Annotated in this window: 13 protein-coding genes and 1 pseudogene; 8 read left to right on the forward strand and 6 right to left on the reverse strand. The window is 63.9% G+C overall.

What is annotated here, in order from left to right; genetic code table 11:
- The first annotated feature begins 187 nt into the window (after positions 1-187).
- Genes NET03_RS11045 through NET03_RS11055 form a run of 3 tightly spaced genes read left to right on the forward strand, consistent with a single transcriptional unit; the run spans position 188 to position 3,253 of the window.
- Entirely contained in the window at positions 188-1,093 is a 906-nt protein-coding gene (locus NET03_RS11045) for an NUDIX domain-containing protein (protein WP_252128982.1), read from the forward strand.
- The gene (locus NET03_RS11050; protein ID WP_252128983.1) at positions 1,090-2,109 is read left to right on the forward strand and encodes a GDSL-type esterase/lipase family protein; all 1,020 of its coding nucleotides are present in this window, start codon (positions 1,090-1,092) and stop codon (positions 2,107-2,109) included. Before NET03_RS11045 ends, NET03_RS11050 begins: the two co-directional genes overlap by 4 nt.
- Positions 2,102-3,253 carry a DUF4388 domain-containing protein gene (locus NET03_RS11055; RefSeq protein WP_252128984.1) on the forward strand — a complete coding sequence of 384 codons (1,152 nt, stop codon included), beginning with the start codon at positions 2,102-2,104 and terminating at the stop codon, positions 3,251-3,253. The genes NET03_RS11050 and NET03_RS11055 overlap by 8 nt, the downstream gene beginning before the upstream one ends.
- Positions 3,254-3,278: 25 nt before the next feature.
- Here the strand turns inward: NET03_RS11055 and NET03_RS11060 are convergent, their stop codons facing one another.
- Positions 3,279-4,490 carry a pyridoxal phosphate-dependent aminotransferase gene (locus NET03_RS11060; RefSeq protein ID WP_252128985.1) on the reverse strand — a complete coding sequence of 404 codons (1,212 nt, stop codon included), beginning with the start codon at positions 4,488-4,490 and terminating at the stop codon, positions 3,279-3,281.
- Between the two features lie 309 nt (positions 4,491-4,799).
- Between NET03_RS11060 and NET03_RS11065 the strand changes: the two genes are divergently transcribed.
- Positions 4,800-6,188, forward strand: coding sequence for a CUAEP/CCAEP-tail radical SAM (seleno)protein (locus tag NET03_RS11065; protein WP_286207426.1), 1,389 nt, complete (start codon positions 4,800-4,802; stop codon positions 6,186-6,188).
- A gap of 55 nt (positions 6,189-6,243) precedes the next feature.
- Here the strand turns inward: NET03_RS11065 and NET03_RS11070 are convergent, their stop codons facing one another.
- Both NET03_RS11070 and NET03_RS11075 read right to left on the reverse strand, forming a co-directional pair.
- The gene (locus NET03_RS11070; RefSeq protein ID WP_252128987.1) at positions 6,244-7,515 is read right to left on the reverse strand and encodes an MFS transporter; all 1,272 of its coding nucleotides are present in this window, start codon (positions 7,513-7,515) and stop codon (positions 6,244-6,246) included.
- A gap of 277 nt (positions 7,516-7,792) precedes the next feature.
- A complete protein-coding gene (locus NET03_RS11075) occupies positions 7,793-9,562 on the reverse strand; it encodes a thiamine pyrophosphate-requiring protein (protein WP_252128988.1) in 1,770 nt (589 codons plus the stop codon).
- Positions 9,563-10,017: 455 nt separating this feature from the next.
- Here NET03_RS11075 and NET03_RS11080 point away from each other — a divergent pair, with 455 nt between their 5' ends.
- Positions 10,018-11,640: a thiamine pyrophosphate-binding protein gene (locus NET03_RS11080; RefSeq protein ID WP_252128989.1), complete on the forward strand. Its 1,623-nt coding sequence runs from the start codon at positions 10,018-10,020 to the stop codon at positions 11,638-11,640.
- A gap of 138 nt (positions 11,641-11,778) precedes the next feature.
- Here NET03_RS11080 and NET03_RS11085 read toward each other — a convergent pair whose 3' ends face one another.
- Positions 11,779-12,573: an endo alpha-1,4 polygalactosaminidase gene (locus NET03_RS11085; RefSeq protein ID WP_252128990.1), complete on the reverse strand. Its 795-nt coding sequence runs from the start codon at positions 12,571-12,573 to the stop codon at positions 11,779-11,781.
- 355 nt (positions 12,574-12,928) lie between these two features.
- Between NET03_RS11085 and NET03_RS11090 the strand changes: the two genes are divergently transcribed.
- A complete protein-coding gene (locus tag NET03_RS11090) occupies positions 12,929-14,029 on the forward strand; it encodes an NAD(P)-dependent alcohol dehydrogenase (RefSeq protein WP_252128991.1) in 1,101 nt (366 codons plus the stop codon).
- A gap of 195 nt (positions 14,030-14,224) precedes the next feature.
- Here the strand turns inward: NET03_RS11090 and NET03_RS11095 are convergent, their stop codons facing one another.
- Positions 14,225-19,288 carry a DEAD/DEAH box helicase gene (locus NET03_RS11095; RefSeq protein ID WP_252128992.1) on the reverse strand — a complete coding sequence of 1,688 codons (5,064 nt, stop codon included), beginning with the start codon at positions 19,286-19,288 and terminating at the stop codon, positions 14,225-14,227.
- Positions 19,289-20,159: 871 nt separating this feature from the next.
- Positions 20,160-21,521 carry an MBL fold metallo-hydrolase gene (locus NET03_RS11100; protein ID WP_252129014.1) on the reverse strand — a complete coding sequence of 454 codons (1,362 nt, stop codon included), beginning with the start codon at positions 21,519-21,521 and terminating at the stop codon, positions 20,160-20,162.
- Between the two features lie 616 nt (positions 21,522-22,137).
- Here NET03_RS11100 and NET03_RS11105 point away from each other — a divergent pair.
- Entirely contained in the window at positions 22,138-22,614 is a 477-nt protein-coding gene (locus tag NET03_RS11105) for an ImmA/IrrE family metallo-endopeptidase (RefSeq protein ID WP_252128993.1), read from the forward strand.
- A 538-nt stretch (positions 22,615-23,152) separates the two neighbouring features.
- Positions 23,153-23,332 (forward strand): annotated as a pseudogene (locus NET03_RS13860) (DUF4411 family protein); the annotation flags it as partial.
- Positions 23,333-23,375: the final 43 nt, after the last annotated feature.

The following is a 23,375-nucleotide window of genomic DNA, read 5'->3' on the forward strand; positions in this document are numbered from 1 at the left end:
AAAGACGCTGCGAGGAACAGATTGAGCTGCCGCAGCGAACTAGTGGTGTTGCGCAGGTAGTCCAGTCTAATGGGAAACCGGGTGGCGTGTCACAATCGGTCACCAGCAGGGCGTAGGAGGGCACGGGGAGCAGTGTAGGATTGACCGGGAGCGTGCCAGAACCAGGCGAGGAAACGAGGAGCGGAGGATGGAACGACTCTGGGCGCCGTGGCGGTTGCGGTACGTCGAGGGGGAAGTGCGGCACCGCGGGTGCATCTTCTGCGAGAAACCTGCAGCTGGTGACGATGTCCGCGAGCTGATTCTGCTCCGGGGAGCGCGGGCCTACCTTATCATGAATCTTTTTCCGTATAATACCGGTCACGCGATGGCTGTGCCCTTTCAGCACGTGGCAGACCTTGCTGAGCTCGACCGGGAGACAACGGCGGAACTGTTCGAGCTCGTGACGTGGCTTACGGTCGCCCAGCGGCGGGCGCTACGCTGCGATGGGTTCAACGTGGGACTGAACCTGGGAGCCGTTGCCGGTGCCGGGATCAGCGATCACCTGCATGTGCACATTGTGCCGCGGTGGCAAGGTGATGCGAATTTCATGCCGATCCTTGCCAACACGATGGTGATTCCAGAACTCATCCCGGTGACCTACGCCAAGCTGCGGGCGGAATTAGAGGTTTCGAGCTTTGGGCGTGCCGAGGGCGTCGTGCCGCAGGCGGGAGCAATCGTCTGGCTACCTGACGAGGGGAAACTGGCATTGCGGCGAGCGGCCGATGGCACGATTGTGCTGCCGAAAGGGCACATTGAGCCGGGCGAGGCTGCGTATCGAGCGGCGCTTCGCGAAGTTGCAGAAGAGCAGGGGCTAGTGGGGGAGGTCATCGGCTGGGGCGGGGTCTTGGAGTTCGCTGCCGGGGGGCGTCCGCGCCGCGTGGCGTATCTCCTCGTGCAGGCGCGGCCAGGTGCCGATTTCGAGCGGCATGTGGGTCATGACACGCTCCTGTTCGAGCCGAGTGAGGCAGTTGAGGCGTTAACGCATGAGGACACGCGTCGGTTGGTGATCAAGACGCTGCAACGGTTCGGGATTCCGGTGGTAATGCGGTCATGAGACGGCGTTCCCTGGTGACGACTATGGTGGTGACCGTCCTCCTTGTGCTTGGGGTGCCCTTCAGCCGCTCCATCGCTGTACCGCCGGCGGTCTGCCTTGCTGTGGGGGATTCACTGGCAGCCGGGATCGGCAGTACGCTGCCGCGGGAACGCAGCGCGGCAGCGATTCTCTGCCAGTGGAGCGGGGAGTTCTTCGGTGAGCGGACAGAGCTGGTGAGTATCGCTGTCCCTGGAGAGCGAACCAACTCCTTCCGCACTGAAGGCCAGCTCGACCGACTGCGCGAAACCGTGGAAGCAGCACAGCGGCGCGGCAGCACAATCCGCTTTGTCCTCGTGAGCTTGGGTGGGAACGATCTTCTGGCTCTCCAGAACGCGAACGAGAGTGAGCGAGACCGTGCCTTCGCGGAGTTCCAGACGAACATTGGCGAAGCTCTCGCTGCGATCCGTCGGACCGTTGGTGAGGTGCCGCTCTTGGTACTGACACTGTACGATCCGACCGAGGGGGATCCGGGAGCCGAGCGTAGCGAAAGCTGGTGGGTGGCACAGTTCAATAGCGAGCTCCGTACCCAGGCGAACGCAGTGGGGGCGTCGGTGGTCGATCTGGAGAGTCTGTTCCGCGGACACAGCGCGGAGTGGACCTGGTGGCCGGTCGATGTGCATCCGACGAACGAGGGCTATGAGGCGATTGCACGAGCGGCCTGGAAAGCGCTCGGGCGGGATCAGGAGGCGCCGCAGATCCGGATCGAGCGACCGCGGGATGGAGCGCAGGTGGATCGTCGGTACCTTACCGTCCGGGTACGCGTGACGGATGCGGGTGGGGTTGAACGTGTGAGCGTGTGGGTGGACGGCCAGGAAGTCGGTACGCTCGATCCATTGTCCGAGCGCGATGAGTGGATCACACTGTGGGAGACACCATGGCCGACGGCGGGGCCGCCGATCACTCTGGAAGTGCGAGCGAAGGATCGCGCGGGGAACGAAGGTCGGGCAGCGGTCCGGTTGGAGCGTTTCAGTGAGTGAGACGAGGCCCGATCCAACCGTAGAGCACACGGTGGATGACACGCCGGACTTGGAAGGGCGGTTGGGAGCGTTCACGCTCTCCGACCTCTTGCAGATGCTCGGCTACACGCACAAGACAGGCACACTCACCCTGATCCAGGGCTGGAACACACGGACAATCACTTTCGAGCAGGGGCGGATCACCTATGTGGCGGCAGGGTCGCGTCTCCCGACATTACCAGAGCTTTTGGTGCGTGCTGGCCGATTACCGGCGAGGAAGCTCGAGGAGCTGAGCGCAGAAGAGTCAGACGAGGGGCGGTTACTGACCCGGCTCGTGCGCGAGGAGAAAATAACGGCGGAAGAGATCCAGCGGTGCCGGGAGCAGCAGCTCGAGATTGCGATCTACACGCTGTTCCTTTGGCGGAACTGCCGTTTCGCATTCCGCGCGAATGTCTGCCAGTACGAGGACGGTATTCCGATCACGGTCGACAGCCTCCAGCTTGTCCTGGAAGGAACGCGCCGTGTCGACGAGTGGATCCAGCTCAGCCCGGTGATTCCCTCTGTCTCGATGATCTTCCGGAAGCGTGGGCCGGTGCGACCATTGCCCGTGGAGTTAGCAACGATGTATGAGCTCGTGGACGGGCAACGCGATGTGGCGACGATCGCACGCGAAGCTGGATGGACACAGTTCGAAACTGCGCGAGCACTCTACCAGCTGCACCAGCTGGGCATGGTCGAGGCGGTTCCGCCGAACCGAGCCAAGATCATCGAACTCTTCACACTGGCTGTGGAATCGATCTACCTCAAGCTTGTCCTCTATGACTATCCGCGGGTTGCGCTGGAGTTTGAGCAGCAGCTGAATCGCTTTGCGCGGCAGCACGGGTTGCGGGTGCGCATGGCTGCCGGGCGCGTGATTAAGACCGATCGTGAGACGCGGTTGAGTTCAACCGAGCTCATTGACCTGTACAAGCTGTTCATTGCGATCCAGAACAACAAGTTTCAGAAACTGTTCGATCCGACAATCGCACGAGGGTTGATGGAGGGGCTCTACCGGCACGTTGATCCGGAACTGCAGCAGATGCTCCGGATGTACGAGTTCTACCAGATTGAAGGCCTCTTCCCGCGCCGGGTGCAGCGACCGGTCGAACAGCGCCTCGAGCAGTGAAAACACACCACAAGCACAGGAGATTTCACGCTCTCCGCCCTGGATAGACCTCGAGCGCAGCAGCGAGCAGGGATGCGGCGTGCTCGAGGACAGCCTCGGACTCAACGAGGGCGAGGCGGATAGCTTGCTGTCCACAGCCAGGAGTGGCATAGAAGCCGCGAAGGGGAGCAACCATCACCGTTTCACCACCGAGCGCGAAGTCGGTGAGGAGCCACGCGGCAAAACGCTCCGCGTCATCAACCGGGAGTTCAGCGACGAGATAGAGCGCACCCGCTGGCGGGATCGGGCGAACGCCGGGGATCTGCCGCAACGCGGCGAGCATCGTGTCACGACGCCGTCGGTAGGTTGTGACGACCTCGACGATGTAGCGCTCCGGCGCATCGAGCGCGGCCATGGCGGCGAGTTGTGCGACGAGGGGAAGCGAGAGGCGTAGTTCGGCCAGCGATGCCGCCGCCGCGGTGACGTCGCGGTTTCGGCTAATCAGAGCACCAATGCGAAGTCCGCACGCGTTGAAGCGCTTGGAAATACTGTCGATGACGATGGCATGGCCATCGAGCCCTGGCATTTCCAGTGCGCTGGGCGCGCGTGTACCGCTGAAGACGAGCTCGCGGTACGTCTCGTCACTGTAAAAGAACAGGTTGTACGCGATCGCCAGCTCAGCGAGAGCCTGAAAGGCTGCACGATCATACAGTGTTCCAGTGGGGTTCGAGGGACTACAGAGGAGAATACCTCGCGTGCGCGGGGAAATGCGTGGACGGACGGCTTCGGGAGAGATCGGACCATAGCGGTCAGGGCTGGGTACCGGCACGAGTTCGACGCCGGCGGCAGTCAGGATACCCTGGTAGGGTGCATAGAACGGCTCGGGCACGAGCACCTGGTCGCCAGGATCCGTGGTGGCGAGGATAGCAAGCCAGAGCGCTTCGCTTGCCCCACCGGTCACCACGACTTCCTCCGGGTTGATCAACAGGCCAACCCGTTGGTAGTACCGCACCCAGGCAGCAATGAGGTCGGGAATCCCGCGTGACGGGGTATAGGTCGGTCGCTGGCTGGCCGCCGCTGCGATTGCAGCACTGACGCCGGGTGGGGGAGGGAGATCGGGTTGGCCAATGTTGAGATGAATCACGCGGATACCGCGCGCTTTGGCTGCATCGGCGAGGGGAACAAGACCACGAATCGGAGATGGCGGAATCGCTTGCGCGCGGGTCGAGACGTTCGGTGCGACTGTTCGCTGGACCATTGTGCCTCCCCCACCCAACGACACGTACGGCCCACCAGTGTAGCACTCATGTGTGACGCAGTGCGAGCGTCTTTTCGAGATACCGGAACGGCGGGAGGCAAGGGGCTCGGGGAATGACGAAGGGGGAAGCAGAGAAGCCTTGCTGCCAAGCCCTGGTGCACCAGGGGCTGGTTGCCGTTCAGGGAGAGTCGGCAGAGAGCATCACCGGAGCCGCGTCGCGTGCTACGCTTGCAAAGGATGGCAAACGCTCCCGCGGAGGGTGATCCGGTGCGTGTTCGAGCGGAGGTCGCGGACACGACAGGGCGCGACCTGCACGAGCCTGGTGCAATCCTTCTCCTCTCTTGTTACGAGCTCGGCCACCAGCCGCTGAGTCTCGCCATGCCGCTTGCCTACCTGCGAGTAGCGGGATACCACCCGCTGGCGATTGACACGGCGGTACAGGAGCTCCCCGCGGCGGCGATCAAGCGAGCAAGGCTCGTGGCCATCTCCGTCCCGATGCACACTGCCCTCCGTTTGGGTGTGGGGCTTGGCGAGCGCATCCGGGCCGTGAATCCTGGGGTGCACCTCTGCTACTACGGCCTCTATGCCTGGTTAAACCGTGACTATCTGCTCCGAGAACTCGCCGATAGTGTGATCGGCGGTGAGATCGAGGTACCCCTCTTAGGCCTGGTTCAGGCGCTGGAGCGCGGTGGGCCAGTCACAGTGCCCGGGGTTGTGACGCGGGAGCAATCGTCTGCGCCAGCGCTCGTCCGCGTTGGTTTTCCAGTTCCAGCTCGCGACGTTCTGCCACCACCGCGCCACTACGCGCATCTGATCATCAATGGCCAGGTCGTGCCGGCAGGATACACAGAGGCAACCCGTGGGTGTCATCATACCTGCGCACATTGCCCCGTCGTGCCAATCTACCGTGGACGGTTTTTTGCCATCCCACGCCAAGTGGTCCTCGCGGATATCCGGCAGCAGGTGGCCAACGGTGTCCGGCACATCACCTTTGGTGATCCTGACTTCTTGAACGGGCCGACCCATAGCCTGCGCATCTGCCGTGCGTTGCACGAGGAGTTCCCGGACGTGACCTTTGATTTCACAGCGCGGATCGAGCACATCGTCCAACATCGGAACCTGATGCCGGAGTTTCGGCGGCTCGGCTGCGTTTTCGTCGTCTCGGCGGTCGAGCTTCTCAGCGACCGGGCACTCAAGGCGATCCGGAAGGGTCACTCGCGGGCCGACGTGCTTGAAGCGCTTCGCGTCTGCGACGACGCGGGCATCGCGCTGCGACCCTCGCTCTTGCTGTTCACTCCCTGGACAACCCTGGGGGACTACCTGGAGCTTCTGGAGTTCATTGAGGAAGAGGAGCTGATCGAGCACGTTGATCCGGTCCATCTTTCTATTCGCTTGCTCATCCCGCCAGGCTCGGCGCTGCTGGAGGTCCCAGAACTCCGGCCGTACTTGGGACCGCTAGATGAGGCGAACTTCACTTATACCTGGCGGCATCCAGACCCGCGGATGGACGAACTCCAGCAGGCTGTCGCCGAGCTTGCGGAGCGGGCGACGCGGGAGGGCTGGGATCCCTATACCACCTTTGCGGCGATACGCGCACTGGCCTGGGAGACTGCTGGAAAGCAGCCACCCAGTGAGCCGCCGCGACGTCGACGGAAGCGACCGTCCCCACCGCGGCTCACCGAATCATGGTTCTGCTGAGCGGAGCCGCTCGCGGACCCGGTGGGTCCTGCAGAATCCTAAGGAGGGTCGCAAGTCAACGAGGCGAATGATCGTGCCCACTCGCCTTGTCGGTCAGTGGGATGAGCAGGAGCGATGCAATCAGCGCGGTGAACGCGAGAGCGAGAAACAGTGAAGTGCCGGTGACGAGACCAGGGACGAGTCCCCCGAGGATTCCGCCAACCGAGCCAACACCGTTGACGATGCCCACCGCGATTGCAGCCTGTGCTCCACCGGCTTCGGCGGCTGCGACGCCAACGATTAACGACTCCGCGGCATAGAGGGTGATACCGAGCGCGAGGAGGACGAGCGCGATCAGCCACCAACGTTGAGTCCGTGCCGCAACAGGGAAGAGAAGAAGGGCCACGGTACAGCCGAGTAAGGCAAAGACAGCAGGCCGGACGCGGTGTCCCCCAAAGAGTCGATCCGAGATCGTGCCAGCGAGGAGTGGGCCGGCCAGGCCGGCGAGCCCGAGCAGTCCAGCGATCGCCGTCGCGACGCCGGCGGCGATGAAGGGTAGGGCGTCGCGGACAAGCACTGGTGCCCAGAAGACGGTCGCATAAATAACCGGCTTGAGGAGAAAATCGGCACCGCTGAGGAACCAGAGTGAACGACTACGGAGGAGCGCGAGAGCTTGTCTCTCACTGGCTCGCAGATGCTGGCTCGCCCGATCCGGTGCGAACCAGACGCGCAGCCACAGTGTGTAGGCGACGGCGACGAAGAGTGCGATCATCCCGCCCGCAAGCGGTGCGGCGCGCCACTGGCCGATGACCGAGTACGCGAACCAACCGAGAAGGACAGGAGCAGCAAGCGCCCCGAAGGCATAGCTCGTGCTGAGGATCCCGAATGCGACGCCACGCCGCTGCGGCGGAGTATGTTGTGCGACATCACTACAGACTGCGGCCCAGCCGGTGGCTTGTGCGGCACCTTGGATGAGGAGCGCGGCCAGCAGCAGCCAGGCGGTGGGCGTCGCAGCGAGAAGCAGTGATGCCGCGCAGGCGGTCAGGAGTCCGAGGGTGACTAGTCTGCGCGGGCCCACGCGGTCGGTGAGGGCGCCGGCCACGAACTGACCGGCGGCGTAGACGGCGAGGAAGAGCGCGTCGGCGACGCCGAGAAAGACACGCGAGAGGCCGAGGGTCGGGTCGGCCAGGAGTCCGAGTTTACTGGCGGCGAAGGCGAGGCGCGGAAAGTAGAAGGCAGCATAGGCCAGCCAGCTGGCGGCGAGGACGTGATTGGGGTGGGGTTGGAGTTTGGACGGCTCGTCGTCAGCAGGGGGCACGCGAGACTGCCGTGTCGGGCGGAGCTGCACGCAACCTCCTCCTCATCCCAGCGTACAGTAGTCCACCATTCGGCGATCCTCAAGCCGGAGGAGCGGTGCGGAACGTCGACGGAGAGGGCGGGCCCGGATAAGACGACTCGAGCAGAACCAGGGGGTGCAGACGTCTCAGGAGCAGGGACGGAGCGGCTCACGGGCGATCGAGTGCTTCCCGCGGTACTACCAGAGGCCACGACGTGTCTGCAGCCTGGATGGATAGTGGCGAGCTCGGTGGCAACGCAGCGGACGTCACCACCGAGCTCCCACTGTCTTAGGGCCTGGCGAGGATGACATCGAGCACAGCTGACTGGCCGTCCCGGACGTGGGCGAGTGCACGCCGCAGCGCGGGGAGGATTTGATCCGGTTCCTCAACGCGCTCGCCGTATGCATCGACCGACTGAGCGAGGAGATCAAAACGTGGGGTGGGCGCGAGTTCGATACCGACGAACTCGCCGGTCTTGACGGAGTATCCCTCCGGATATGCTGCGACGAGTGGGCGCTTGGTGGCGTTATAACAGGCGTTGTTCACAATTACGACGAGGATGGGTGCCTTGGCCTGCCGTGCGATCCACAGACTCGCCTCGGGGACGCCGAAAAGGAAGGAGCCGTCGCCGATCAAGCCGAGCACGGTGCGGTCCGGAGCGGCCAGCTTGGCTCCGATTGCCGCGCCGAGCCCCCAGCCGAGACCAGATCCCCCGCTCTGGTACCAGCTTCCGTAGGTTGTGGACTGGATCTGGCAGAAGAGCGGGACCTGGCTCGTGATCGCTTCGTCGATGACAAGGAGTTCCGGGTTTTCACGCCGGAATTCCTCGAGGCAGTAGCCAAGCCATTCGACGGTGATCGGGCGGGTAGTGGCCTGAGCAGCAGCGCGTTGCCGCCACTCGGCGCGTCGGGCGGCCGAGGCGGCGGCGAGACGCTGACGGCGCTCTTCGATTCGCCGACGGTCTGCTTTGGTCAGCAGATCGCGGGCGGCAGCGGCAAGAGCCGGCAGGGCTGCGCCGGTATCGGCGCGGATTGGGAGATCAACCGGGAAGCTCCACAGCGGGATGCGCTCCTTGACGGGATCCAGGTCGATCTGGATGACCGTGGCATCCGCGGGGAGCGGTGTTCGCGTTGGGATGTATGGCACATCGTGGTCAAGGATCAGGACAACGTCGGCTTCAGCAAGGCCATGCTCAAGTCCATAGTTGTAGCCCTGGTGCAAGGGGTGGTCAGCTGGGAAGTTGGCGCGTGTCCGCCACTCGACGACCGGAAGGGCAAGGAGTTCGGCGAGTTCGAGAAGCCCGTCCCACCCAGCACGGGAGCGGCCGCTTGCGGCGGTGAGGACCAGGGGACGCTCGGCGCGGACGAGGAGCTCGGCGGCCTGGCGGAGAAGGTCAGGATCGCCAGCACCAAGGCGAGCCGGCGGGAAGCGGCGGGGGTCGGGGATGCGCACACGCTCGACCCGTTCCATGATCACCTCGCGTGGCAAGGTGAGGTAGACCGGGCCAGGAGGATCGCTCTCCGCAATCTGGTAGGCGCGGGTAACGACCTCGGCGACTTGGTCAGGGCGGCGGAGTTCATAGTCCCACTTCACGTAGTTGCGGACAATGCCGTGTTGATCGAGCTGCTCCTGCAACCAGTGGATGTAGCCGTCGCGGGTTCCACGAACGCTGGGGTCGGTGGTGTAGGGGGCGCGTCCAGCACTGAGGAGGACGGCGGCGCGGCCACGCTGGGCGTTATGCACCATCGCTCCCAGGTTTTGTGTCCCGACATCAACATGGACCAGGACGGCTTGTGGCCGGCCAGAGACCGCGTAGTAGCCGTGCGCGGCCGCGAGTGCTGGAACCTCGAAGGGGCACAGGACGACCTGCGGTGCTGGCTGCCCAAGTGCGCGGCGCTTGGCGATCGCTTCTTGGATCGGGAAGGTATCGGTGCCGGGGTTGAGGAAGAGGTAGGAGACACCGTGCGCGAGGAGCGCCTCGACGTACGCTTCGGCGATCTCGACATGATGGAGTTCGCGTGTTCCTGGTGCCGGGGCCACTTCGACCCGTTCAGCCATCTGAATCCTCCTGTGACGCATGCCGTCTCGTGGCACGCCAAGTGTACGGCTGGGCGACCGGCTCGACGAGGCACACGTTCAGTAGAGCTGAACCGCCGCATCGCTTGGCGGATTGGGGCGAGGAAGCTCCCGAGGAACCGAATCGGCTCTGACGGTGCAGACAGCGGGTTCGGAGGGTGTCTCCACGCTCGGGCGGCGGGACATGCAGTCGAGGGCCCTCATCCCCGCGGTCTTTTCCCTGCGGATGAGGCCAACTGAATAGCGTGCCTGGCAACGCGCCTACCGTGCACGTCTTTTCCCTGCGGATGCGGCCGACTGTGTGCGGGGGTAAGTGGTCCAGTGGTGATCCAGTGGTGAGGAGTGTTGGGGAGGGCGCGAGTAGCTTCATCGTTGAGGTGAGGGTGAGGGCGTCGTACACTGGCAGTTGCGTGTGACTGGAGCGGAAGGGGACTGCTATGCCGACTGTGGCGGAGGTGGTTGCGCGGGAACTCCGGTCAGCTGGAGTAGACCGGGCGTTTGGGCTGCCGGGTGGCGAGGTGTTAGTCCTCCTCGACGCCTTGCGACGGGCTGGAATCTCCTTCACGCTCTGCCGGCATGAAGCCGTCGCCGGTACGGCGGCTGCAGTGTACGGGAAACTCCGTCGCACAGCTGGGGTAGCTGTCGCAACGCTCGGTCCCGGTGCAGCCAACCTGATGCTGCCGCTCGCCAATGCTTGGCTGGATCGAGAGCCACTCTTGGCGATCACTGCCGATCTCCCTGTGAGTTGGCCGGTGAGCCACACGCACCAGCGCCTGCCCCTCCACGAGGTGTACCGTCCGATTGTCAAGCATGTAGAGGCGGTCACGCCGCTCGACCCGCAGTCTGCGGTGCAGCGGGCTCTTTGGGCCTGCACCAGCGAACCACAGGGGCCGGCGTACCTCACGCTCTCCGCTGAAGATGCGGTGCAGCCGGCATCGTTCCTCCACGAGGGTGGACACCCCACAGCCCCAGTATTGACTGGGCAGGAGGAGAACGCCCGCCGTGCCGCGCACGAGCTCGCCCAACGACTCGCCGCCGCCGAACGACCACTGGTCATTGTTGGGCTTGGTGTGCGCCCGGAACGGGCACCACTGCTCCGGCAGTGGCTGCGGTCATGGCGGTTGCCCGTCGCGGTAACCCCGAAGGCCAAGGGCCTAATCGATGAGCACGATGAGGCCACAGACTTCGTCGGCGTGGTTGGTGGCATGGCGATTGATGACCTGATGATGGAGGCGGTTCAGCGGGCTGACCTGATTGTCGGGTTTGGCTTCGATCCGGTTGAGGTGGACAAGACCTGGCATGCCCACTTGCCGATTGTCTGGGTGCTGGAGTCGGCGCAGGCCACGGGCGTGCTGCCGCGCCGTGAGTTGATCGTGGCTGATCATGGAGCGTTGCTGGCGGCGCTGGATGAGCTCGCGCCACCACGTGTCTGGGAGCGGCCGTTCCAGGATGTACAGGTGGAGCGGAAGGCGATTGCCGCCGGCCGGAGTCGAGCGCCGGCGCAAGGACTGGCGCCAGTGCGGATCGTCTCCGTGTTCGCGAACACCCTCCCGCCGGAGACGATCGTCACCACCGATGTCGGCTCACACAAGTATCTGTTTGGCCAGTTCTGGCCGAGTCGGTACCCGGAAACGTTCTGGATGTCGAATGGGCTCTCAGGGATGGGGTATGGGTTAGCGGCAGCGATCGGAGCGAAGTTGGCGCGGCCGGAGGTACCGGTTCTGGCAGTACTTGGGGATGGTGGTTTCTCCATGGTCTGCCAGGAGCTGGAAACAGCGCGGCGGGTCGGCGCGCCGGTGATGGTGCTGGTCATCGCTGACTGCTCATATTCGTTGATCCGGATCGGGCAGGAGAACCGTGGGCTGCCGCGCTACGGCGTCGACTTCGAACCGATCGACAGCGTGCAGGTCGCCCGGGCCTGTGGCTGCGAGGGGGTGGTGGCGCGGACGGCTGAGGAGCTTGCGGCAGCGGCCGAGCAAGCGTTGGCGGTGACTCGCGCAGGGGTACCGTTTGTGATTGAAGTCCCGCTTGATGCCGAGGCCTACCGCCCGATCGTGTGACCGTGCGCATTCCGACAGTGCTCTTGCCTTCAATGAGGCAGCGGCTCGACCGCCTGGTCGCCAATGGCCAGTATGGCCTCGCCATTGTGCTACTTCGGCGTGACAGCTGGGAAGCTGTGGCTGATACGGCGGAGGCGGTCACCGCCAGCAGGGCTGTGTCCAGGGGCCGAGTTCGCGGCGCTTGAGCTGGGCACTGAGCCCATACTGACGGGCGACTCGGCACATCTGGGACTTGGTCACGCCGTTCTCCACGTACTCGATGGCGAAGACAGGCTTGCCGGCGCGGCGGAACGGAGCGGTGAGGTGGCACCAGCCCTCAGCGACACAGCTTTCGACCAGAATCCAGTCGAAGTGGGCGACGAGCTCCGAGGCTTGCTCGGCATCGTTCTTGAGGCCAATGGCAAGACCGCGCGCATGGGCTTCAGCGGCAAGCCAGCGGTTGAAGCGGAGCTGGTCGTCCGCCGTGAGCGGGAAACCGGTCTCATTCTGATAGCCGTTGAGGTTGTCGGGGTCGACGCCGTCGAACCCTTTGGCACGGCAGAGGTCGAGGCGAGCGCGGAGGATCGGTGCCAGGAGGTCGAGAAGACGGATATCGACCCACCGTTCGCCTGGCCAACCCTCGTATTCGTTGCCGAGTACCTCCGGGGGATAGGCTGCAGCATCGGGGCGCCAGTCTTCCCAGGCACCGGCATTAAGGTAGCAGACCACACGCTTGCCTTGCCGTTTGAGGCGAGTGACTGTTGCAGGATCAGTGTCGAAGAGGTCGAGGAAGACCACCTGGGCGTCACGAGGGACGGTGAGGTCCCCAGTGAACTGGATGTGCCAGCGAAGTTGGCCGCGCGGCTGCCACCAGCGCGGTGTTGCGGCTGCTTGGGGGAGTGAACTGCTGAACAGGAGCGCGAGCGTGAGACAGAGCGTCAGCATGCGGCGCATTGGTGATCCCTTCTCCTGCATCGCCGGGTGGCACCGGACGCTCAGTACTCTCAATGTGTTATTCGGCAGAAGAGGACTCGCCGTCAAGTGAAAACCATGGCGATGCTGTGATGGCGCACCCTGAATGCGACAAAGGGCGGGCCAGTTGCGGGTTTGCCTCTCAGGCGCCGCTCGACACTGCGGGGACAATGCGCTATGGTCAGCGTATCTCGCGGCGGTGAAGAAGGCGAGCTCCACAAGGAGGTGTTTTGTAGGGGGGCTCGGAAGGTCCAGAGGAGACTCGAGTCGTACCCTGTCGAGCCAGAGGCTTTCTCCCGACTATTGTCGCTAGCGCATGCGGGAAGGAGTGTCAACCATGGTGATCGCGCAAGCAGCGGTAGTTGAGCGACCGCACGGGCCGTTCGTCGTCGAGGAGGTCGAGCTGGAGGAGCCGCGCGAAGACGAAGTGCTCGTCCGGATTGTCAGTGCAGGGATCTGCCACACCGACCTGATCGTCCGCGACCAGTGGTACCCGGTGCCGCTACCGGCAGTGCTCGGGCACGAGGGAGCGGGTGTAGTGGAACGCGTCGGCGCACGGGTGCGGAAGGTGGCCCCGGGCGATCACGTAGTGCTGACCTTCCGTTCCTGTGGCGAATGTCACCACTGTCTCCGTGGCAAGCCGGCCTACTGTGTGCAGCTTTTCCCGCTCAACTTCGGTGGGCGCCGACCGGACGGTACTAGCCCGATTCGCTGGCGCGGCCAACCGATTACCGGGATGTTCTTTGCCCAGTCATCGTTTGCCACCTACGCGGTGGCGCACGAGCGCAACGTGGTCAAAGTACCCAAGGATGTACCACTGGAGCTCTTGGGGCCGCTCGGCTGCGGGGTGCAGACGGGCGCTGGCGCAGTCTTCAACTCGCTACGTCCACCGGCTGGGAGCTCTATCGCCATCTTCGGCACCGGCTCGGTGGGGCTCAGCGCACTGCTCGCTGCGCGTGCCGTGGGCTGCACCACGATCATCGGGGTCGATATCAACCCGGGCCGACTCGAGGTGGCTCGCGAGCTCGGCGCCACGCACGTCATCGACGCGCGGACGAGCGATCCGGTTGAAGAGATCCGGCGAATCACTGGCTACGGCGTGCAGTACAGTATCGAAACGACGGCAAATCCCAAAGTCTTCCGTCAAGCGGTAGATTGCCTGGATCAACTTGGTGTCTGTGGGCTGATCGGCGCTGCGCCGCTGGGCGCCGAGGTGGCATTGGACATGGGGACGATGCTCTTTGGTCGCATGGTGCGCGGGATCATTGAAGGGGACAGCGTCCCTGAGCTCTTCATCCCAGAGATGATCGCACTCTACCAGCAGGGGAAGTTCCCCTTCGATCGCCTGATCACCTTCTACCCCTTTGCAGCGATCCAGCAGGCAGCCGAGGATTCCGAGGCCGGACGCGTGGTCAAGCCGGTATTGCGGTTTGACTGAGCGGGCAACCAACAAGCGTGTGCACGCGTACCCCGTCGGGCGAGCATCACCACTGCCCGTGCCGGTGAGCAAGGCCTCGCAGGATCCTTGGTCGCTACGATACGGGCTTCGACCGCGTGCGAATGGCGCTCCTGCGAAGGCCTCACCGCGTGTTCCACGCCTCGGTGCGGAAGCGCTGCCCGCGGCGCCGCGCAGTCATGGCAGGGGTCCAAAGACCTCCGGATGCTCGGCGAACTGCTCGAGAAGCGGCCGGTCGTAGCGCAGGACGATGACGCGGTAGCCACGGCGGAGCAGGTTGCAACGGGTTTCTTTGTCCAGCTTCCGGACCCGTGGCTCGTCGTGGTGGGGACCGTCGATAAAGACAAGAATATTCGGGCGGTAGAAGAAATCAGCCCGGCAACGTGGCTCCTCGATGACCTTCTGCGCCTCATCCGGCAAGCGAAGGTCGTGCTCGTAGAGTTCCGTAACGACGTCACGTTCGAGCGAGGACTCGCATCGGGTGAGGAGCCAGTCGCGGTGCTCCTCACGAGACCGGGTGCCATGCCGGAGTTGCACTCGGCAAGTGGTCAGCTGCTGCAAGAGATCGCGGACGGCGAAGCGGTCGAGGAAACGCAAGTCGCGTGCCGAACTGTAGGTGAGCAGGCATTCTGAGCAGGCTCCGTCGCAGTCGGCTCGCTCCGTCTCAGGAGTGAAGTGACAGAGCCGGAGCGCTTCGCGTGCGACCTCCGCGAGTGCGTTGCCTTCTTCGACCAGTCGACGGAGGACACCGAGGCCGCCTTCGGCTTCCTCAAGGAAGAGGAGCGCCAGATGATCCCCGTCGCCGACCTCAGCCGTGCCGAGCTCCGTCTCCTCGAGTTGGAAAGCCTCGGCAAGCCCGCGGTGCAGCGCGACGCGGAGGGTCGTGCGTACCACGGGATTGTCGCGGAGCGTCGGATCGAGGAGGCGGAGGAGCAGCAGGTTACGGGTCTCCTGGACGGCAAGTGCCAAGCGACTGACATGTTGTGGTGTGGAGGCACGACGAGAAGTCCGCGCTTTGGAACGCTCCTCACCCATGACCTCGCCAGTCGCAAGGTCGATGAGAAAGTCCGGCTCGCTCTGAGCGCGCCACCCGCGGTTGAGGGTCAGAAGCGTGGCCGCGGGGGCGTACCGGAGAGCTAGGAGAGGGGTGCCGTCATCTGCCAAGACGTCGGCTTCGAGGAGCCGTGGGCTCGACTCGACAGCCGTGAAACGGAAGGCGAGCTCGCGGGTATACCCGGCCAGTTGCCGCTCCTCCTCGTTACAGGTAATCCGCTCGCGACGTTCCAAGCGGACATTTGGCATCTCGAGCAGCGAAACGTGCTCTGCGTTTGCTCCGGAGAGTTCCAGGCCGCAGGAGGAGCAGCGGTCGTCCTGCAGCTCGGCCCAGGCGGAGCAGCGACGACACAGCTTGCGGCGCACGATGCGCTGCTCAAGCGACCCGGCGCCGATGGGGACGAAGAAGCGGGCGAACTGCCACTTTGCCCCTTCGTGGTAGACCGTGGCGCCGGGAGCAAACTCGGTGATGGCCAGGAAGCGTGGCCGGGCGATGAATTCTCCTGCTCCGCGTGGGACCCAGGCCCGGACGGGGAGCGCCGGAAAGTTGTAGCCGGGGAGGAACTCCTCAGTCGCCAAGTAGCGGTACGGGTAGAAGTCACTCTCCTCCCGTGCCACCTCGACTTGGAGTAGGAGGTTGCGCTGGCGCAGTGCCTCCTCCTGCTGGCGGCGGGCCGCCTCCTGCTGATCGCGGGAATGGGAGCGCAAGAGCACCTGCTGCGCGCTCTCGAGCTGTTCAAAGGCGGCACGGTAAAGCTCGCGCCAGCGGTCGAAGGCACGGTCGAACCGTTCAGCAGCAGAATCGAGCAGTTGTTCGATCCAGCGCTCGGTGAACCAGCCCGTCCGCTCCAGTTCGGCGCGGTCATCGGCGGTGAGTACGCGTTGGATCCGCTGGAGTAAGCGTTGTCGTTGGCTGGGTGCGAGCTGGAGCTGGGCACGGACGTTATCGAAGAGTGGGAGTTCCGGGAGACGATCGATATCGATCACGCTGTTGACCGAATCCCGTAACGTCAAGCCGGTCTCGGAGAGCCATTCAGCGAGGAAGTGAGTGCGCAAGAGCGTCTCGTTGGCGAGGTCAAGGCGTGGGGCGCGGACGGCGCCGGCAACCATCTCCTCCCGGTGACGGAAGAAGTACTGGTCATGGCTGTGGAGGGCGCCACAGAAGGTGATGATCAGGCCGGGCTGTCCTTGGCGGCCAGCGCGGCCGCTGCGCTGAGCGTAGTTGGCGGGAGTTGGCGGGACATTGCGCAAGTGCACCAGGTCGAGGTCGGCAATATCGATCCCGAGTTCCATGGTTGGTGAGCAGACGAGATAGGGGAGGCGGCGACCGAGCGTGGGGTCACGCTTATCCTCCTCAGTCCAGCGGAAGCGGCGTTCGCGGCGCTGGCGTTCGCCGGGTGCCACCACTTGTGCGGTGTGCTCGCGTGCCTCGAGCGCGGCGAGCTCGGCGGCTGCCTCCTGATAGAAGCGCTGGAAAAACGCATTGGCCCGCCGCTCCTCCTCGCTGAGCTGTGTGCGTTCCCGCACAAGGTCGATGACAGGCGTTCCGTCACCGCGGCACCAGCGGAGTGCAGTATGGCGGAGGCGGATGGCAAGGGTGCCGTTGTCCTGCTCTCGTCGCTCGATCAGGCCGTGGCGTGCCAGTCGGTCCAGGAGCGCGGGGAGGAGCTCCGTGTAGGCGGTCGCGTCCAGGTTGAGTGTGCGGGTAAGGAAGCGGCCGAGTGGGGTAGATCGGGCCAAGCTGCGTGCGTCCTCGTCGTCGCTGGTTGGGGCAGGCCAGACAAAGGTGGTGGCGCGGCGTAGACCGCCTTGGCTGGGATCAATCCCCCAGAACTCGTTCAAAAGGTCTGTGGCGCGGCGGAAGAGTCGGCGCTGCTGGTCCTCGTCGGCGAGGATCGGCGCGTCGATGGCCAAAGCGCGGCGGAGGTGGTCGAGCACCGCACGGAGCAGGCGCTCGCGCTGGCTGGCAGAGAGTGCGGCCATGGGAGGTACCGCGGCCCACTCCGCATCGTCAGCGGAAAGTTCCGCAAGACCTCGATAGTCGAGGCGCAAGAGGCCGACATCCTCGAGGTTGGGCAGGGCGACACGCCAGCCGCGACGGAGGTCTTCATAGAGGCGATATTCCGTGAGGTCGTAGAAGCACGTGCGGACATCCTGCGCCGCTGGACTGTTGGAGACGAGGTCGTGCTGCTTGGCATAGTCGGCGAGCGTGAGCCCCATGTGGCGGACGACCGCTTCGGCTACCTCCTCGAAGGGGAGCGGCGAGCGTTCTTGGAGCGCCGAATAGAGTGCCGAACGGAGGACTGCGACGTGGACAAAGTCGTTGAAGTGCCCAGCTTGGAGCGAGGCGTCCTGCCGACTATCGGTGAAGGTGAGCAACTTATCGCGGCTACCGATCGCGCGGGCGTGACGGAGGAGGGAGACGGCGAGGATGGTCGTTGCTGAGCTTCGTCCCTCGCTGGCGAGGTAGGTGAGGCGCTGGTACTCTCCTTCGCGCCGCCCGTACCAGGTGCCGCAGGAAAGGCAGAGCCAGAACCGCTCGGTCTGGAGCCAGGCGGGGTAGGCGCCTTCAACTCCATGGTTGGTGAGCCGGCCGTCCGGGAAAACCGAGACGCGCTGCGGGACGCGGTCGCGCCAAGTGCGTCGGAGCTGACCCCGGGCGTCACGCCAGTCGTCTGGCAGCTGCTCAAGCGACCACTCGGGGACAGCCTCGGCGAGGACGAGGTAGCCGACGAGCGCTCCAGCCTCGTCGAGCACGAGGCCAGGTGGAGAGGGTTCGAGCCGGTCGCCACGCAAGAGGACGCGGTAATACTCCTGACCGCACACGCGGCAGAAGGCGAGCGGGTAGCGTGGATGGCTGCCGCTGGCGCGCGGCTCGGTGGCAAAGCGACGCTCGGGAGACGGCTCCAATGTCGCGTAGAGGGCGTGGCTTTGGGAGATAAACTGGTGCAGCTTGAAGGCAAAGAGTGGCTGGCCGTCCGGTCCCCGCAGCTGGGCAGCCGTTTCCAGGAGTTCCTGGAGGCGGGCGCGGCAGGTCGCCGCGTCGAGACCAGTCTCCGTTGCTAAGTCGTGCGCAACATCGCTCAGAGTCCGTGGTGGTCGGCGACGCAGCGACCCGTCTGGCTGCCGTTCCACGCCGAGCGCTTGTTCCAGCCAACAGGCGAGTGGGTGGCTCCGGAGCGCGTCCGGCTCCTTGGGGGGTGGGGCAGCAAGTGCCGCGGTGAGTTCGCTGCCGGTCGGCACAGTTCCGGTGGTGACCAGCTCGAGCGTCTCCTCGATGATGTCGTTGGGATCAATCCGGTGGCCAAAGAAGCGGGAAGCGAAGTCGGCAACGACCTGACGACGCTCGGCAGCGGTTGCGTCGCGGTGGGCGACAAGGGTGGCGCTCGTCCCGATGTGGACAACGCGCGGGCGTTCGAGCCGAGCCCGGAGGCGGCGGACGAGGAGGGCAACGTCTGCACCTTGCCGACCGCGGTAGGTGTGGAGTTCATCGAAGACGAGGACGAAGGGCGCGCGGGCAGTGGGCCGGGGCGCGACGAGTGGTGCGTCTTCAGGACGGTCGAGCAAGAGTTCGGCCATGACGTAGTTGGTGAGGAGGAGGTGGGGTGGGTTCTGGCGGATTTCAGCCCGTTCCTCTTGCGGTGTCTCACCAGTGTACCGGGCGAAGCGCAAAGGGAAGGGGCGGCCAGTGCGCTGTTCGTAGCGCGTGCGGAGCTCGGTCAGCGCGTGAAACTGGGAGTTCACGAGGGCATTCATCGGGTAGACGACGAGGGCAAAGGGACCGGGCTCGTCTGGGAAGCGGACGGCGAGGTCAACGATGGGGATGAAGTAGCAGTAGCTTTTCCCGGAGCCGGTGCCGGAGGTGACGACGACGCTGCGGCCGTCCTGGACCGCACGGATCGCTTCCACCTGGTGGGTGAAGAGGCGTAAGGGAGTACCGTCAGGACGGCGGAAGATCTGGGCAGTGGTCTCGTGCAAGAGCCCCTGGCGGACCAGTTCATCGACCGTGGCATCTCGCTGGTAGGCCGGCGAGAGCTGGACGAGTGGTTCCGGCCAGAGGTGCTGCTGGTCGAGCAGGAGGCGGCGGATCTCCTGCTGGATACGTGGGTCGCGGGCGATGACGAAGGCGTGGATGAAGTCCTGATAGTCCTGGAGGACGCGGCGGTGGAGTTCGAACACCGACGACATCGGGCGGCTGTCCCCTCCTCAGGAACTCCACTCCTCAGGTTCGCAGGTCGGTGGGAACGCAGGTGTTCCCGGGAATCCGAGTAGCGTTCAGAGGGGAGTATACCGGCTGCGTGGGAGGGGCGCACGGAGGTACTTGCCGCACCCTCTGCCTCCCGCTCGACATGGGAGAGAGAACAGGAAGAGGTGGTGTCATCCTGCTGTAGGGGCGCGATGCATCGCGCCCGCACCCTGGGGTGCGCACCGAACGCCGATTTGGTGAGGGTCGGCGTTCTGCCGGAGGTCATCCGAGACGGGCCGGTGGTCATCGGCGTGCTGCCAATCGATTACCGTGCCATGCGGAGCGCCGGGCGATGCCCGCATCACCTCTACTGGGGACGATCAGCGTTCGTGAACCCATGGTACGGACCCGGCGGACTCCGCTCCCCCGGTCCTCGGGGGCAGCACGGCCTGAAGAACCCGCCCCGGGGCCGCCGTCACGTCGACTGTGTTCGGGCGGGATCTACCGTCGATCGGTCGTCTAGTCGGGTAGGGTGTGGTGCCCGTCGCTCCTAAACTGCAGGGATAGATGATGCATGCCTCGTCCCGACCGAACGGACGGCGGACGAGCTGCTCCACCGGCGAGGGGGGCGCTGTGGCGCCGAGTACGCATCGGAGACACGAGAATGGTGCTCGGTACGGAGACCGTATCGGCTGGAGGTCATCGGGAGAGCGGTCAGCGGGATGTCCCTCCTTTCTCTCTGCTCGATGGCAAAATGCCGCGTTCGCTAGTCTCGTGAATCTTGGCCGGAAGGCAACCCCTGGGCATGAACTGCTCAAGTACGGAGCTTGGGGTGCCTGGCCTGGGTCGTTGTGGCGTGAGGGGCTTGCGAGCTCAGGGGCTGCAGAGGCAGGTTCGCACACCTGGATCCGCCTGCCAGTATCCGCCAACCGCCCAGAGGATCACGCTCTGTTTTGGGGTCAGTGATCCGCGGCAGACGGTGCAGATCCTCTGGCCGGGGGCGACGAGATACTGGGAACAGGGACGCGAGCGGACTCGTGCATCGCTGCGCACCCACCAGACTGCTTGATTGACGCGTGCATATGCTTGTGCGTTGTGTTGCGAGCCGTGATGAGGTGCTGTCACGATGGCTCCCTGGAGTACCTTGGGTAACCGAATGCCGTCGAGGTCAGAGTCGCTGGTGAAGAGCACACCACCGTGTTCACCAAGCGGTGGGGCCCAAAAGACGAGGCTCTGACGATTGAAGACGGTCAGGGCCAGATACTCGAGGAGTTGGTCCGGGGGAGCGCGACGAACCCGAGCTACTTCTCGAGCCGACAGTGGCTGCAGCCAGGGCAGGCCTCCTCCCGGGGCGTGGGGGGCGTGCTCGAACCACCGGACGATGACCCCCCGTTCGTATGCGGCGAGGGCGATTTCCCGGATTCGGTGGGCTGCTACAACAATACCCCTCGCAAGCTCACGTCGGTACGGATCCTGGAAGAGCGCATCGATGAGCTGCCAGTCTCGCCTGTGGCTGACGAATTCCCAGCTGAGTCCGACTTCGAACTCTGCACATGCCTCGAGAGAAGCAAGCACCTCCAGTGGCCAGCCGCCGTCATCGACAACGAGTTCGGACGGTTCTCTCGCTCGGCCCACGCGACTCGGAGAGTGCTGGGCAGCCGTCTCACCGGATTCTTCTCCCTGAATGGTGGGAGCAATAGCTTCTGCGTAACGTTGGACTATGGATTGCGGAGATTCTTGTTGTCGATGCTCAATTCCCAGCATTTGCGAACGGTACGACGGGTCGCTGCTGGGTCGGGAACTCGGTTCATGAGCGACCAGTGCCATCAGTTGGTCATCATGCATTACAGAGACACGTGCTACAAGCTCGTCGACTACTGTCTCCCAGGGCGATAGGAGGTAGGGGAGAACCTGTAGGAAACGGCCTGGAAGCCAGATTTCCGCGGCCTCGAGCGAACTTTTCAGGAAACCCGCGATACCGTTCGCATGATCAGCATCGTTGTGGGTCACGATCAGGACATCGACGAAGGTGCGTTTCACGTCCTTTCGGAAGAGGTTCGGTAATGCATACCTTCCCAAGCCACCATCAACGAGTACAGAGCCGGCAGCTGTTCGCAGGTAGAAGGCATCTCCGCGGCCGACCGGCAGTGCCCGGAAGTGCGCATCTGAGGCTGAGAGGCCTCGAGTAAGCTGCGGGGACGGATGCGATCTGAACTGCCCCAATGCTCCTATCATGGTGCGGTTCACATGAGACACTCTGTTCTCGCCGGCAACCGGTACATAGAAGTTTACCGTTTGAGTGGCTTCGGATGTCTTGGGCGGATGCGCGAGACTCACGGCGAGTAAGAGTGGAGGAGGATCGGCCTTCCCCGAGCGGACCCGGTGCGAGTCGACGTGAATCCGGACGTGCTGCGCTGGGCGATCGAGCGGTCAGTCGACACAGACGATTTGTATGGCGTTTTCCCAAGCTCGAGGTCTGGCTTGCCGGGGACACGCATCCCATAGTTCGCCAGCTGTAAGAGCTTGCTCGGGCTGCGCTCGTCCCCTTTAGTTATCTGTTTCTCCCACGACCACCGTCCTCCGATGTCGGGATCCGCGATTTTCGTGTTCGATACGGACAGCAGCCGCACCTGACGGCGGCGGTTCGGGCGCTGATCAGCGAACTCACTCGTCAGCAGGTATGGTTGAGTACTTTCCGCCGGGGGAAGGGTGGGAGCCGCTTTCGTTCGTCGGTCGGTTTTCACTGTGGGACGCCCCCGTGATGATCGCACAGCACATGCGTGGCGTGCTCCACGGCTCTCCTACCTGGCCTCAACATTCTGCGGGTGCGACAAAGGCTCTCGCTGAGTTGATGCATCAGAGTGAGCGAGTTGGCATCTTGATCGTGTCGAGTTCGATTCTGGGCAACAATGCGCGACGGCGCTTCACTGAGGAAGCGTTGAGCGGCTTCATGCTCATCGACCGCTTTGCGCCGGTCGTGTTCGTGACGACCCAGGGTACCGCGACCCGTCGGCTCTTCACGCTCGCCCATGAACTCGCCCATGTCTGGTTGGGAGAGACGGGAATCAGCACCGTCAACGATGCCCTCGTGGTCGAAGGGCACGAGATCGAGCGTGCCTATAATCGCATAGCGGCAGCGTTTCTGCTTCCAGCTCAGCTGTTCCGGCAGCGCTGGATTGCCGAAGCGGGGCTGGTTCCTCCTCTCCGCATCGAAAAACTCGCACGGGGGTGGAAGGTCAGGCGAGCCGCTGTCGCGCGAAGGGCGCGCGAGTTGGGGCTTCTCCCTGAGGATGTCGCATGCGAGTTGTTGGAGCAATTCGACCGCTGAAGCGAGCAGACCACGCCGCGCCGCTCCGACGGAAACTTTTCCACGCTTCAGGTTCAGCACCGCGGTCGTCCGTTCCTCGAAGCAGTCGCGATCGGGCTCGCGCGTGACCGCCTCACGCGGCATGAGGCTGAGGAATTGATAGGACTTCAGGGGCGAACCTTCGATCGGTTGACGGCGTGACGAGGAGATGGCGACGGAGAAGTCAACGCTCTCTGTCCTTGATAGCTCCGTCTTCATCGATCTCAATCGCCTCTATCCTCGGGACATTTTTCCCCACTTTGTGGGATCGGCTCTTGGTTGCTGCGAATGGAGGATTATTAATCAGTGCCGATGTGATCTGGTTAGAACTCCAACAGCAGCCTGATGATCTGGTGCGTTGGCTACGAGAGTAGTTTCCCAGGTGTATATGGTGTCCGGCATAGCACGGTTCTGCCGTCCATCACGAGTACTGGCGCATCATTACCCACGCCGAAAACATACCGATTCCGTAGAAAGCAGAGCATGAGAACCCATGGCGGGCTGAAAAGCTCGGTTTGCTGCGGGTGCTGACGGTTGGGTCTTTGCCCTGTCCGCGTACAGAAAGGGGATCGTGGTGTCACAGGAAAAGTCGGCTGCGCCTCAAGCGTTGCGAATCAGGATCCCTGACCTCTGCACAGTGTTTGGCTTGTCTCGTGTTGATTTGATCGAAATGCTTCGTCGACTCGGTATTCGGGTTTGAGAACGTGTTTCGAAGTGCGTGCATAGATCGATGGACCTCTCGG

The sequence above is a fragment of the Thermomicrobium sp. CFH 73360 genome, from assembly GCF_023806465.1.
In the GTDB taxonomy this organism is placed as follows: Bacteria; Chloroflexota; Chloroflexia; order Thermomicrobiales; family Thermomicrobiaceae; genus Thermomicrobium.

Coding starts and splice junctions, on each gene's coding strand:
- NET03_RS11045 (WP_252128982.1), top strand. CDS start 188: ATGGAACGACTCTGGGCGCCGTGGCGGTTGCGGTACGTCGAGGGGGAA.
- NET03_RS11050 (WP_252128983.1), top strand. CDS start 1,090: ATGAGACGGCGTTCCCTGGTGACGACTATGGTGGTGACCGTCCTCCTT.
- NET03_RS11060 (WP_252128985.1), bottom strand. CDS start 4,490: ATGGTCCAGCGAACAGTCGCACCGAACGTCTCGACCCGCGCGCAAGCG.
- NET03_RS11075 (WP_252128988.1), bottom strand. CDS start 9,562: ATGGCTGAACGGGTCGAAGTGGCCCCGGCACCAGGAACACGCGAACTC.
- NET03_RS11080 (WP_252128989.1), top strand. CDS start 10,018: ATGCCGACTGTGGCGGAGGTGGTTGCGCGGGAACTCCGGTCAGCTGGA.
- NET03_RS11085 (WP_252128990.1), bottom strand. CDS start 12,573: ATGCGCCGCATGCTGACGCTCTGTCTCACGCTCGCGCTCCTGTTCAGC.
- NET03_RS11090 (WP_252128991.1), top strand. CDS start 12,929: ATGGTGATCGCGCAAGCAGCGGTAGTTGAGCGACCGCACGGGCCGTTC.
- NET03_RS11095 (WP_252128992.1), bottom strand. CDS start 19,288: ATGTCGTCGGTGTTCGAACTCCACCGCCGCGTCCTCCAGGACTATCAG.
- NET03_RS11100 (WP_252129014.1), bottom strand. CDS start 21,521: ATGATAGGAGCATTGGGGCAGTTCAGATCGCATCCGTCCCCGCAGCTT.
- NET03_RS11105 (WP_252128993.1), top strand. CDS start 22,138: ATGCATCAGAGTGAGCGAGTTGGCATCTTGATCGTGTCGAGTTCGATT.